Annotated in this window: 13 protein-coding genes; 9 read left to right on the top strand and 4 right to left on the bottom strand. The window is 68.9% G+C overall.

Features of this window, described 5'->3' with window-relative positions; translation table 11 throughout:
- Positions 1 to 120 precede the first annotated feature (120 nt).
- The 8 genes from rplS to ACFWTE_RS05245 all read left to right on the top strand — a co-directional run bounded on the left by rplS (position 121) and on the right by ACFWTE_RS05245 (position 6,634).
- On the top strand, positions 121 to 480 hold the full coding sequence (rplS, locus tag ACFWTE_RS05280; RefSeq protein WP_378778143.1) for a 50S ribosomal protein L19: 360 nt from the start codon (positions 121 to 123) through the stop codon (positions 478 to 480).
- 67 nt (positions 481 to 547) lie between these two features.
- A complete protein-coding gene (lepB, locus tag ACFWTE_RS05275) occupies positions 548 to 1,423 on the top strand; it encodes a signal peptidase I (protein WP_378778077.1) in 876 nt (291 codons plus the stop codon).
- Between the two features lie 251 nt (positions 1,424 to 1,674).
- Complete coding sequence (locus ACFWTE_RS05270) at positions 1,675 to 2,019, top strand: DUF2469 domain-containing protein (RefSeq protein WP_378778076.1); 345 nt, start codon at positions 1,675 to 1,677, stop codon at positions 2,017 to 2,019.
- Positions 2,020 to 2,184: 165 nt separating this feature from the next.
- Entirely contained in the window at positions 2,185 to 2,550 is a 366-nt protein-coding gene (locus ACFWTE_RS05265) for a YraN family protein (protein WP_378778075.1), read from the top strand.
- Entirely contained in the window at positions 2,550 to 4,073 is a 1,524-nt protein-coding gene (locus ACFWTE_RS05260; RefSeq protein WP_378778074.1) for a YifB family Mg chelatase-like AAA ATPase, read from the top strand. Before ACFWTE_RS05265 ends, ACFWTE_RS05260 begins: the two co-directional genes overlap by 1 nt.
- 91 nt (positions 4,074 to 4,164) lie before the next feature.
- The gene (locus ACFWTE_RS05255) at positions 4,165 to 5,337 is read left to right on the top strand and encodes a DNA-processing protein DprA (RefSeq protein ID WP_378778073.1); all 1,173 of its coding nucleotides are present in this window, start codon (positions 4,165 to 4,167) and stop codon (positions 5,335 to 5,337) included.
- Between the two features lie 71 nt (positions 5,338 to 5,408).
- On the top strand, positions 5,409 to 5,762 hold the full coding sequence (locus ACFWTE_RS05250) for a RidA family protein (RefSeq protein WP_378778072.1): 354 nt from the start codon (positions 5,409 to 5,411) through the stop codon (positions 5,760 to 5,762).
- Complete coding sequence (locus tag ACFWTE_RS05245; RefSeq protein ID WP_378778142.1) at positions 5,759 to 6,634, top strand: tyrosine recombinase XerC; 876 nt, start codon at positions 5,759 to 5,761, stop codon at positions 6,632 to 6,634. The genes ACFWTE_RS05250 and ACFWTE_RS05245 overlap by 4 nt, the downstream gene beginning before the upstream one ends.
- Here the strand turns inward: ACFWTE_RS05245 and ACFWTE_RS05240 are convergent, their stop codons facing one another.
- From ACFWTE_RS05240 to ACFWTE_RS05225, 4 genes are read right to left on the bottom strand one after another with little or no spacing between them, the layout of a single operon-like run.
- A complete protein-coding gene (locus ACFWTE_RS05240; protein WP_378778071.1) occupies positions 6,635 to 7,042 on the bottom strand; it encodes a hypothetical protein in 408 nt (135 codons plus the stop codon).
- Between the two features lie 43 nt (positions 7,043 to 7,085).
- Positions 7,086 to 9,593, bottom strand: coding sequence for a hypothetical protein (locus ACFWTE_RS05235; protein ID WP_378778070.1), 2,508 nt, complete (start codon positions 9,591 to 9,593; stop codon positions 7,086 to 7,088).
- 20 nt (positions 9,594 to 9,613) lie between these two features.
- Entirely contained in the window at positions 9,614 to 9,952 is a 339-nt protein-coding gene (locus ACFWTE_RS05230) for a hypothetical protein (RefSeq protein ID WP_378778069.1), read from the bottom strand.
- A gap of 51 nt (positions 9,953 to 10,003) precedes the next feature.
- On the bottom strand, positions 10,004 to 10,573 hold the full coding sequence (locus tag ACFWTE_RS05225) for a peptidoglycan DD-metalloendopeptidase family protein (RefSeq protein ID WP_378778068.1): 570 nt from the start codon (positions 10,571 to 10,573) through the stop codon (positions 10,004 to 10,006).
- A gap of 312 nt (positions 10,574 to 10,885) precedes the next feature.
- Here ACFWTE_RS05225 and rpsB point away from each other — a divergent pair, with 312 nt between their 5' ends.
- Complete coding sequence (rpsB, locus tag ACFWTE_RS05220) at positions 10,886 to 11,878, top strand: 30S ribosomal protein S2 (RefSeq protein WP_378778066.1); 993 nt, start codon at positions 10,886 to 10,888, stop codon at positions 11,876 to 11,878.
- The last annotated feature ends 30 nt before the right edge of the window (positions 11,879 to 11,908 follow it).

Here is an 11,908-nt window from a genome sequence, read left to right as displayed (position 1 = left end):
CCTCTGTGACGGTCACCGGGTGGTTCGAATGTCCAGACCCGTACGGGCCCTCGCCCGCGCCCCCCTTCCCGCACCACGCCGGGGACTGGGCGCGGAGCGCTACCGATGAGGAATCGCGAGATGCACACCGCCATCCAGGAGCTCGAGAAGGCTCAGCTCCGCACCGACGTCCCCGAGTTCCGTCCGGGTGACACGCTCAACGTCCACGTCCGCGTGACGGAGGGCACCCGCACCCGTGTCCAGGTCTTCAAGGGCGTCGTCATCCGCCGCCAGGGTTCGGGCAACCGCGAGACCTTCACCATCCGCAAGGTGAGCTACGGCGTGGGCGTGGAGCGTACGTTCCCGATCCACACCCCGGCCGTCGACAAGTACGAGGTCGCCGCCCGCGGCCGCGTGCGTCGCGCCAAGCTGTACTACCTGCGCGACCTGCGCGGGAAGGCCGCACGCATCCGCGAGCGCCGCGAGCCCGTCTCCAAGTAGTCTTCCGCTCTCTTTCGGAGCCGAACCGACCTCCTCCCGAGTGGGAGGCAGGATAGGCTTCGGCTCGATGAACAAAGACGAGAGGGACCCCGGCGCGGACGGGGTCCAGGACGAGGATTCCGCCCGGCCCGGCCCGGAGGAGCGAAGCTCCGCCACTGGCTCCCGAGTCCCTGAGGACCCGGGAGCCAGTGGTGTCTCCGAAGCCGTTGGCCAGGAGCCGGAGGAGAAGGCGGACGCCGAGATGAGCAAGTCCCAGAGCGCTGAGAAGAAGGGGTCGTTCTGGAAGGAACTCCCCATCCTGATCGTGGTCGCCGTGGTGTTGGCGTTCGTGATCAGGACCTGGGTGATGCAGGCGTTCTACATCCCCTCCACGTCGATGGAGAACACACTGCTCGTCGGCGACCGGGTGCTCGTCAACAAGGTCGTCTACCAGATCCGCGACATCGAGCGCGGCGAGGTGGTCGTCTTCAACGGCAACGGGTCGTGGGACGATCCGAACACCGTGGTCACCCCCGAGCCGACCAACCCCGTCGCGGGCGCCTTCACCTGGGTGCAGCAGCAGTTGGGCACCGCCCCCTCGGGCAAGGAGTACATCAAACGGGTCATCGGGCTTCCCGGCGACACCGTGGAGTGCTGTGACGAGCAGAACCGCGTCCTGGTCAACGGCGTCCCCCTGGAGGAGGACGCCTACCTGTACCCGGGCAGTGTGGCCAGCCACACCGAGTTCGGCCCGATCGAGGTGCCCGAGGGGCACCTGTGGTTGATGGGGGACCACCGGGCGATCTCCTACGACTCCCGCCTCAACCAGAACAACCCCGGCGGCGGCGCCGTCCCGATCGACCACGTGGTCGGCCGGGCGTTCGTCATCATCTGGCCGTTCAACCAGGCCGGCGGCCTGGGCGTCCCCGAGAGCTTCGAGGCCCTCGACGGCGCGGACGGGTGACACCGTGACGGAGCCCGGTCCGAAGACGGACCGGGACCTCCGGAGGCTTCCGGTGACCGATCCGTCGAAGGAAATCTGCTCGGCGGGGCCCAGAAGTCCGTTCCGTGACGCATGATGGATCTCGGATCGTCCTGATGCCCCCTCGTGCGTGGGGCGCCCCACGGAGGGAACAACCGGGGCGGTGGCGGTGTACACGTGATGAGGAGACCGGCACACCACGACCGGAGAGTGCGACGAAAGCGAGCGCGTGGATGAGTTCTGAGGACCTGGAGAAGTACGAGGCCGAGATGGAGCTCCAGCTCTATCGCGAGTACCGGGACGTCGTCGGTCTGTTCAGCTACGTCGTGGAGACCGAGCGCAGGTTCTACCTGACCAACAACGTCGACCTCCAGCCGCGTTCGACCGACAACGGGGAGATGTACTTCGAGGTCGTGATGGAGGACGCCTGGGTCTGGGACATGTACCGCCCGGCCCGGTTCGTCCGCAACGTGCGCGTGGTGACGTTCAAGGACGTCAACGTCGAGGAGATCCAGAAGTCCGATCTGGAGCTGCCTCCCGCGGACGGCGGCGGCCGCGGAGGCCCCGAGCTTCCCTGACCCGGCCCCGCCGTCCCACAGGGGCCGCCGCGTCCGCCGGGGGACGGCGTGTCGTCCCACCGGTGGTCTGGCTCCGGGAACCGTGGACGGGTTGTCCACAGGAAAGAACTCCCCCTGGCGCACCGGGCGGCGATCACCCACCGTGGTAACGGGAGGTGGTCGACCGTGGACAGGTGGGCCGAGTACCGCAGGACCCTGGGCGGCCGGGGCGAGGACCTCGCCGCGGTCTTCCTGCGACGGGCCGGTATGCGGGTGGTGGCCCGCAACTGGCGGTCACCGGCGGGGGAGATCGACATCGTGGCCCGCGACGGCCCGACCCTGGTCGTCGCCGAGGTCAAGACGCGGACCTCCGTGCGGTACGGCCACCCCGTGGACGCCATCACCCCCGACAAACGGCGCCGTCTGCGCCGGCTGGGGCGGGAGTGGGCGGCCCTGCACCGGGTTCCGGCCCGGCCGCTGCGTGTGGACGGCGTCTGCGTCCTCGTCACCGGAGGACGCGTGTTCGTCTCCCACGAGCGGGGGATGACGTGATGACGCTCGCCCGCACCCACTGCATCACCCTTCTGGGGGTCCAGGGCCACATCGTCGAGGTGGAGGTGCACCTGGGCGGCGGTGACCCCGGGGTGACCCTGGTGGGGCTGCCCGACGCCGCCCTGCGTGAGGCCCGTGACCGTATCCGTGCGGCCGTGGCCAACAGCGGGGAGGAGTGGCCCAGCGGCCAGATCACCATCAGCCTCTCCCCGGCCAGCCTCCCCAAGGCGGGCAGCCTCTTCGACCTCGCCATCGCCGCTGCCCTGCTGTGCGCCACGGGCGCGGTGCCCCAGGACCGGTTGGAGGGCACCGTCCTGATCGGCGAACTCGGACTGGACGGGCGTGCCCGCCCGGTGCTCGGCGTGCTTCCGGCGATGGTGTCGGCGACCGGCCAGGGGTACCGCGGGTTCGTCGTCGCGCGTGGCAACGCGGCCGAGGCCGGGCTGGTGCCCGACGTCGAGGTGAGGGCGGTGGGCAGCCTGGCGGACCTGTGCCGGTGGCTGCGCGGCGAGCACCTCCCGGAGGAGGCCGCCGGGCCGGAGGAGCCCCGGGCCCGCCGGTCGGGTGACCCCGGCCCGGACCTGGCGGACGTGCTCGGCCAGCCGGTGGCGCGCCGGGCGGTGGAGGTCGCCGCGGCGGGAGGGCACAACCTCATGATGCTGGGCTCCCCGGGAACGGGCAAGAGCCTGCTCGCCGAACGCCTGCCCACCGTCCTGCCAAGCCTGAGTCCCGCCGAGGCGTTGGAGGCCACCGCCATCCACTCGGTCGCGGGGATGCTGCCCCGGGGCACGCCCCTGGTCACCCGGCCTCCGTTCGCCGCCCCCCACCACACGTCCTCCCGGGCGTCGATCATCGGCGGGGGCAGCGGGTTTCCCGGACCGGGGTGGGTGTCCAAGGCCCACCGGGGAGTGCTGTTCGTCGACGAGGCCCCGCAGTTCGCACGGGGGGTGCTGGACTCCCTGCGCGAGCCGCTGGAGCGCGGGGAGGTGGTGCTCGCCCGCGCCTCCGCCACCGTGACCTTCCCCGCCCGGTTCCAACTGGTGATGGCCGCCAACCCCTGCCCCTGCGCCAGGCCGGGCAGCATGTGCACCTGCCCGCCGGGCGAGAGGCGCCGGTACTTCTCACGGCTCTCGGGCCCGCTACTGGACCGGATCGACCTCAAGGTCGAGCTGCAACCGGTGACACGGGCCGAACTGCTCGCCGACCGTGCGTTCGCGGAGTCCTCGGCCGTGGTGGCGGCCAGGGTGGAGCAGGCCAGGGCCCGTGCTCGCGGGCGGCTCGCGCACACCCCCTGGACGACCAACGCGGCGGTCCCCGGGGCGCGTCTGCGCCGGGATTTCCCCGTGGAGCCCGCCGCTCTGCGGGTGCTCGGGAGGGCGATGGACGCCGGGCAGATCAGCGCCCGGGGAGTCGACCGGGCCCTGCGGGTCGCGTGGACGCTGGCCGACCTCGCCGAGCGGGAACGCCCGGGGGAGGAGGAGACCGCCTACGCCTTCGCGCTGTGGTCGGGACGGGCGTGGTGAGGCGGACCGGGGGCGGGCGTCGGCCCCGGCGCGGGGCGGTGGGCCGGGTGGGCCCGGCAGGTCGGAGCGGAGCGGGTGGAGGGGGAGCGCGGTGACCGTACGGGACGTGGAGGGGGAGGCCGAGGCCAGGGCACGGGCCTGCCTGACGGTGGTGGCGCCGCCGGGGGACCTCTGGTTGGGGGCGATGCTCGCCGAGCACGGCGCGGCCAGGGTCTGGTCGGCTCTGGTGGCGGGGGAGCCTCCGCCGCACGTGCTCCCGGAGGAGGACGCGGACCCCTCCCCGGAGGCGTGGGACCGGCTGCGCCGCCGGTGGGAGGGCTGGAGCGCCACCGCCGCGCGTGTCGACCCCGAGGCGCTGTTGGGTGCGTCCGCGGCGGCCGGGATCAGGTTCGTCGCCCCGGACGATCCCGAGTGGCCCGGTCGGCTGGACGGACTGGACCTGCCCGGCGGGCGCCGTTCCCACGGGTTGTGGGTGCGCGGCGGCGGGGACCTGCGCAACCTGTGCCTGCGCTCTGTCGCCGTGGTGGGTGCGCGCTCGGCCACCGCCTACGGGGAGCACGTGGCGGCGGAGATGGCCTACGAGCTGGCCGAACAGGCCGTGGTCGTGGTCTCCGGCGGAGCCTACGGAATCGACGGCGCCGCCCACCGGGCCGCCCACGCCAACGGGAGCACGGTGGTGGTGCTGGCCTGCGGACTGGACGTGGACTACCCGCGCGGACACGCGGGTCTGTTCGCGGACGTCTCCCGGACCGGGGTGCTGGTGAGTGAGCGGCCGGTCGGCACCACGCCCCGGGCCAAGGACTTCCTGATCCGTAACCGGCTGATCGCGGCGCTCACCCCGGGGACGGTGGTCGTGGAGGCGGGCAGGCGCAGCGGCGCCCTCAACACCGCCTCACACGCCGTCGAACTCCACCGGGTGCTCATGGCCGTGCCCGGTCCGGTCACCTCCGCCATGTCGGTGGGGTGCCACGTCCTGCTCCGCGACTGGCAGGCGGGTTGTGTTACCTGCGCCGACGACGTCGTCGTGCAGGTCGGGGCGGTGGGGGAGCTCCCTCCGGTGAGCGGACCGCTGAGGGTGTCGGCCCACCTCGACGCGGAGAGCGCCCGGGTGCTCGACGCGGTGGGCCGGTCCGGGACCGGGCCCGCGGTGATCGCCGTGGAGAGCGGGACGTCCCTGGACGTGGCGATGCGGGCACTGGGCCTGCTGGCGGCCGCGGGTCTGGTGGAGCGCTGTAGCTCCGGCTGGCGGCTGCCGCACCGATGACGGGAGGAGGTGGTCGCCGAGCGGACCACGGGGCGCGGATAGGCGGGCGCGATGACGGGTAGGGTTCCGCCATGGCCAAACCGTACAGTGATGTCGTGCTCGCGGACGGCCCGCTGCTGTTCGTGTCCGGGCAGACCCCCGAGGCCCCCGACGGGGACGTCGCCGGAGACGTGGAGGGCCAGACCCGTCAGGTCTTCCGCAACATGGAGCGCGTCCTGGCCCCCCACGGGGCGGATCTGGGCCACCTCGTCAAGCTCACCTACTTCCTCCGCCACATCGCCGACCTGGACGAGTTCCGCAGCGCCCTGGTCGACTGCCTCCCCGGCGAGCACCGTCCGGCCGGCACCCTGGTGGAGGTGAGCGGCCTGGTCAACCCGAGGTACCTCGTGGAGATCGAGGGCGTCGCGTGCCTGCCCCGCACATGAGCGTGCTGGACCGCTTCGCCGCGTACCTGTCCGGTGAGTTGGGCCGCTCGCCCCACACCGTGCGCGGGTACCTCGCCGACCTGCGCTCCCTCCTGGCCTTCCTTGAGGAGAACGGGTACCGGGTCGAGGACCTGGACGTGCTCCTGGTGCGCGGGTGGCTGTCCCGGGCGCGCGACGCGGGTGCCGGCCGTGCCACCGTCTCCCGCCGCGTGGCGGCCGTACGCGCCCTCACCCGGTTTCTGCACCGCGAGGGGGTGCTGGCCGCCGATCCGGGTCCCCGCCTGTCGGGCCCCTCCCAGCAGCGGTCGCTGCCGACGGTGCTGGACGAGGGGCAGGCCGCCACGGTGCTCTCCCGGCCCTCCGGGGACTCACCGTCGGACCTGCGCCGCCACGCGGTGGTGGAGGTGCTGTACGCCACCGGGGTGCGCGTCGCGGAGCTGTGCGCTCTGGACCTGGCCGACGTGGACCGCGAACGCGACACCGTGCGCGTGCTCGGCAAGGGGGCGAAGGAGCGCACCGTCCCCGTGGGTGCTCCGGCGTTGGACGCCCTCGACGCCTGGCTGTCCGCAGGCCGCCCGGAGATGGCCGCCCCGGCCAGCGGCGCGGCGCTGTTCGTCGGCGCGCGCGGCGGTCGCCTGGGGGTGCGCCAGGCACGCGAGGACGTGCACGCGTACCTGCGCGCCGCCGGCGCGGACGGCGCCCCGCACGGACTACGGCACAGCGCCGCCACACATCTGCTCAACGGCGGCGCCGACCTGCGCAGCGTGCAGGAGTTTTTGGGCCACGCGAGCCCGCGCAGCACGCAGATCTACACGCACGTGTCCGTGGAGCGCCTGCGCGACACCTACCGCCAGGCCCACCCCCGGGCTTGATCAGCCTTCCGGCTCGGGCTCCTTCGCCTTCGGCCCGGACAGTTGACGTCGGAATACCAGCGCCGTCATCCCCACCGACCCGGCGATCGCCGTCGGCACCGCAATGATCACCGCCGTCGCGAGTCTGTCCTGTCGGTTCCGGTCGCAGGAGTCTCGGATCACTTCTCCAGGACGGTCGCTGTCGAAGTCGGTGTCACCAGGGGTGAGACCCCACTCCGCGACAGGACGACAGTCCACGGGGTTCTCGGCATCCTGGAAGCGGGTGGAGGGCGTTGCGAGAAGCAGAATCATGGAGATCAGGCCGATCACCGCGATGCCCAGGTTCAGTAATATTGCCGGTTGGAAACGCGGGCCTTGCTGATGGGGTTGGAAAGCTGATTCTGTGGTGTTGGCAGGATCATCGCTCATGCGTCGGTGCTCTTGTCGTGTCTGAGTGCGGACAGGTTCGGGGTCACTGGCCGATCATCTCAGCAATCTCCTGTGGAGTTCGTGATCGGTAGTTATCGGTAATTTCTTCGTATTGTTCCCGATGGCTGCGAGTGTATGTTGTGACAAAATCGTATGCAGTTATGGTTTCCGGTGTGGCTCCGGGGCTATCTCTCATCTCTTCCTGGTTCAGGATGATCTCGTTCTCCCTAAGGTCGGAGTCGATTCTTCCGTCCATTGTGGACAGGCTTCGGGAGTAAATCTCGTGAATATCGGAAGCAACCCGCCTCGTGCCATCGCTGCTCTCCGTGATGGCGATTTCATCGATATCGCTCAGTTCGAGATTGGATTGCTCTGAATCGACGAGTTGGCTAAGAAGGTAGAGCGAGGCGTTTCGCCGGACGTCGTCTTCCGGAGTATAACTGTCTCCTCGTGCTTCCGCGAAGTCTCCGATCTCTGCTTGGAAATCCTCGTTCACCTGGGTCTGAATCCCGTCCTTGATGGTGGCCGCGAGGATTTCGGCTCCGATGGCGCTGGCGGGGTGCGTGGAGGCAGGTATCTTGGCGACGCCAAGGGCGATGTCGGTGACCAGCATCGCTGATTTTCGTTGCCGTTCAGCGGTGGATTCGGCGGCCTCATTCTCATTGGCGGTCCTGTTCATCGCCTCGTTCTGAAGGGCTGAGTCGAGGAGTCCTTGGAGAGTGCCGTTCTCAGCTCCCGCAGTGAATTTGCTGTCCGAGTTGAGATTGTCGAAGCTGAGATTCGACATCTGTTGACCTTCGACGGAAGCGATCATGCGCACGGCTGAATCATCGTCACTGGCGATGTATTGCATGAACCTTGTGCGGGCCTCCAGGGGTAGGTTCAGGTCACGCTCGCCTGGTCTGTATTCGTAGACCCCGTCGGTCTCCCCTCCGAAGTCCTCGATGTAGGTGTGGAAAACTTCGAAGAAGGACTCGGCTATTCCTGGATTGAGTTCAGTGAAAGAGACTTTCGGGTCGTCGTTGTTTGTGACTACAAACTTTCCTTCGTCCTCTTCCATCTCGACGCCGATAAGTTCGAGGTAGAGCTCGTTGTCGCCAGCGATGGCCTCGATGAGATCGGCCGTTGATTCTCCCGCGAGTTCGCGCTGGTCCGGGTCGTCGCTGTTCGCGTATTCGGAGATCCAGTCGGTCATCTGGCCGACGGCTTCGCCGTCATCGTCCCAGTCATGCTGGTAGAGGTTTTGGAGTACGTCGCCGAGTTCGATATCACCGAAATTGGGGTGGGAGTAGGGTCTGTCGTTCGTAGTGTCCCCGGTGAAGAGCACGGCGTTCGCTTCAGGGTTGCGTGTCGAGACGTCCAGGAGGGACTGCAGCGCCTCGTCGTGGCTCGCATCGTTGTTGTAGTGCAGCCCCAAAGCCTCACTGACGGTGACGGTCAGGTGGGCGGAGAACCCCGTGCCGCCCTGCATGGGTTGTCCTTCCAAGCTGGGAGCGCTCTGGAGTAGGTCGGCCAGCAGGCCCGCGTGCCTGGCCCAATTGTTGTTCAGGTTGCCTTCGGTGTCCTGGTGGTAGTCACGTCCCGTGTACTCGGGTTCCCAGTAGTCACTGGGGCCTTCGACCAGCATGCGGACGCTCTCTGGAAGACGGTCGTAGCCTCCGCCCAGGCTCCCGTCGGACAGGGCTAGGATCCCGCCGCCCAGGGCCTCCATCAGTTCGTCTTGGTTGCTGTCCGGGAGATCGCCCTGCTGGACGGCATTAACCACACTGGTGACCGTGCCGTCCTCGGACTGGTCTTCCAAGGCGGTGTAGAAGTCCTCCAGGTAGTCGATCTGGTCGGGGCGCAGTTTGTCACCGTTGCGCTGTCCGTCAAGAGAGAGGGCGTTGATCGCGGCCAACTGCGCCAGCAGATGGTAGTAGTGCGCGTCCGGTTCCTTGCCGCCCTCGATGTATTCGAGTAGCTCCTCCGCGTGCTCCTCTCCGTTGCCCTCGGTGGTGGGGTAGTACATGATCTGCCGGGTCGAGTTGTAGGCCGCGAAGCCCAGGACGCCCGCGTCGATCAGTTCCCGGAGGCTGCTCACGGATGGTCCGCCCGCCAGGTTCGATGAGTTGTCCTCGGACTGCCCCTCCAAGGTGGTCCAGTAGGTCTCCGCCCGGCCGTTCAGCTCTTCGGCCTTCCACCGCTGGGCCTCGACGATGGCGTAGTTGTCAGGGGCGTCGTAACCAAAGTTGTTGCCTACCGCCGACTCCCACTCCTCGCGAAGCCCGTCGATGTTCTGCTCGTATCGGTCGACCTCGCCCCGCCACTTGGTGACGACTCCCCACACGTGGAAGCAGGCGGCTAGAGCGTCCATCCAGGCGGTCTGGTTCTCTGTTGCGGTGGAGAGGATGTCGGAGGCGACGAGATCGGAGAACTCCTTGGCGGAGTCGTTGAAAAGCGACTCCAGATCCCCGGACTTTCCGGTGATACGGGAGACGAGGTTCAGCATGTCATCGGCGACGCTGTCAAGCGTGCCAGTGTCTACGTCGCATTCTTCGGGGGAGAAGTTCATCGTGTCCTTAGTGGTGGGGTCTACCGATGGACGTTCAGGGGACGGCTCAGCGAGCCGTCGCCCGCCAGGAACTCCGCGCTGCTCTGCTCATCGGTCGAAGACGCCTCAGATGCTCCTGCCTGAACGTTCTCCGAGAGGGCGATGCCGTGGTTCGCCACCTTGGCCATCGCCTCCGCCTGTTCCTCCCCATACGCCGACCACCCCGTCACCTTCGGGTCGTGGTCACAAGCCGCCTTGGCGGCGAGAAGGGTTTCGTTGAAGTCCTCGCCCAAGCCGACGAACCCGCTTGCGTAGGCCTCGGCGTCGCTTCCCGCGCCATAGGCGTCGTAGGCGTTGACCCCGACCTCGTGTCCGGACAAGGCGCGTCTCCTGTTCGTTCCCTGGGTTTTTCCGTCAGGCAAATTGCCTGATCAGAGGGGTAATGGAAGAAGGGGAATCAATCTTCTCTGGGAGATTATCGAACGCACGGTCATTGCGGGCTCACGGGGCGGGCCGAGGGGGAGGAGGCGGACCTCGCCGAGGCCGAGGAGGCCGAGGGGGTCCAGGTAGTCGCCGCCGCGGAGAAGGCCCCAGTGCAGGCAGGGGCGGTCGCGGCAGTGGAGCGGGTCACCGGCCAGGGTGCCGAGGAGGTCGCCGGCGGCGACCGGGTCGCCCCGGGCCAGGTCGGACTCCACCGGCAGGTAGGTGGTGCGCAGGTCCCCGTGGGCGACGCTGACCAGCGGCGTTCCGGCCACCGTGCCGACGAAGCGCACCCGCCCGGAACCGGCCGCGTACACCTCCTGGCCGGGATCGGCGGCCAGGTCCGCGCCCAGATGCCCCGGAAGCCAGCGCTGCTCGGGAGGGTCGAACGGGCGCAGTACCTCGGCGGGAGGGCCCACCGGCCAGCGCCAGTCGGTGTTCCCCGAGGCGTGTGCAAGGGAGGAGGGGAGTGCCAGGAGGAGAGCGAGCAGGGGCGGGAGCACGAGGCGGGAGAGGTCCATGCCTCCAGGATCCGGGGGACGGGTGAAGCCCGCCAGAGCGTGTCGGAAACTGTGGACAACCCCGGTGCCGGGGCGCCGGACGAGGGGACGGGGTCACTCGTAGGCGCAGCACAGGTCCGGTGTGTGTCCGACGGAGGATAGAATCGTCCGTGGCCCTCTGGGCCAATCCACAATACGCACGTCCACGCGCCTCCTCAGGGAGGGGTCGTACCTACGGTCCACCCCGCTACGGCGGGATGGCGGTGCGGTCGGGGCGTCAGGCACAACCGACGGCGGAGAACCCCTCTCCGCCACCGCAAGAGAGGACCAGTCATGGCCACAGTCGTGACGACTCGCCAGCTCCTGGAGAGCGGCGTCCACTTCGGGCACCAGACCCGTCGCTGGAACCCGAAGATGAAGCGCTTCATCCTGACGGAGCGCAATGGCATCTACATCATCGACCTCCAGAAGTCGCTGGCGCACATCGACCGCGCCTACGAGTTCGTCAAGCAGACGGTCGCCCACGGCGGCACCGTCCTGTTCGTCGGAACCAAGAAGCAGGCGCAGGAGGCCATCGACGAGCAGGCTCGTCGTGTTGGCATGCCCTTCGTCAACCAGCGGTGGCTGGGCGGAATGCTCACCAACTTCTCCACCGTGCACAAGCGGCTCCAGCGCCTCAAGGAGCTGGAGGAGATCGACTTCGACGACGTCGCCGGCTCCGCGCTCACCAAGAAGGAGCTTCTCAACCTTCGCCGTGAGAAGGAGAAGCTGGAGCGCACCCTCGGCGGTATCCGCGACATGTCCCGCGTGCCCAGCGCGGTGTGGATCGTGGACACCAAGAAGGAGCACATCGCGATCAGCGAGGCTCGCAAGCTGAACATCCCGGTCGTCGCGATCCTCGACACCAACTGTGACCCGGACGAGGTCGACTACCCGATCCCGGGCAACGACGACGCCATCCGTTCGGTCAGCCTGCTGACCCGCGTGATCGCCGACGCCGTCGCCGACGGCCTCATGGCCCGTTCCGGTGCCTCCGAGGGCTCCGGCGAGCAGAAGGCCGCCGAGGAGCCCCTGGCCGAGTGGGAGCGCGAGCTCCTGGAGGGCAAGCCCGAGACCGAGGCCGCTCCGGCCGCGGCCGTGGACACCCCCGAGGTCGACAAGGACCTGACCGAGGCTCCGGCCGAGACCCCGAAGCCCGAGGTCGAGGCCGAGATCGAGTCCGAGGCCCCGGCCGCCGAGGCTCCGGTCGAGACCCCCGCCGAGACCCCCGCCGAGACCCCCGCCGAGGCTCCGGCCCAGGAGTCGACCGAGGGCTCCGCCGAGTAGTCAGCCACCACACGTTGCGGGAGCGGTCGC

The organism is Nocardiopsis sp. NPDC058631 (genome assembly GCF_042716955.1).
Taxonomy (GTDB): Bacteria; Actinomycetota; Actinomycetes; order Streptosporangiales; family Streptosporangiaceae; genus Nocardiopsis.
Note: the sequence above shows the minus strand (reverse complement) of the source record. Positions and strands in the feature narration are given on the sequence as shown.

Coding starts and splice junctions, on each gene's coding strand:
- rplS (WP_378778143.1), top strand. CDS start 121: ATGCACACCGCCATCCAGGAGCTCGAGAAGGCTCAGCTCCGCACCGAC.
- lepB (WP_378778077.1), top strand. CDS start 548: ATGAACAAAGACGAGAGGGACCCCGGCGCGGACGGGGTCCAGGACGAG.
- ACFWTE_RS05270 (WP_378778076.1), top strand. CDS start 1,675: ATGAGTTCTGAGGACCTGGAGAAGTACGAGGCCGAGATGGAGCTCCAG.
- ACFWTE_RS05260 (WP_378778074.1), top strand. CDS start 2,550: ATGACGCTCGCCCGCACCCACTGCATCACCCTTCTGGGGGTCCAGGGC.
- ACFWTE_RS05250 (WP_378778072.1), top strand. CDS start 5,409: ATGGCCAAACCGTACAGTGATGTCGTGCTCGCGGACGGCCCGCTGCTG.
- ACFWTE_RS05245 (WP_378778142.1), top strand. CDS start 5,759: ATGAGCGTGCTGGACCGCTTCGCCGCGTACCTGTCCGGTGAGTTGGGC.
- ACFWTE_RS05240 (WP_378778071.1), bottom strand. CDS start 7,042: ATGAGCGATGATCCTGCCAACACCACAGAATCAGCTTTCCAACCCCAT.
- ACFWTE_RS05235 (WP_378778070.1), bottom strand. CDS start 9,593: ATGAACTTCTCCCCCGAAGAATGCGACGTAGACACTGGCACGCTTGAC.
- ACFWTE_RS05225 (WP_378778068.1), bottom strand. CDS start 10,573: ATGGACCTCTCCCGCCTCGTGCTCCCGCCCCTGCTCGCTCTCCTCCTG.
- rpsB (WP_378778066.1), top strand. CDS start 10,886: ATGGCCACAGTCGTGACGACTCGCCAGCTCCTGGAGAGCGGCGTCCAC.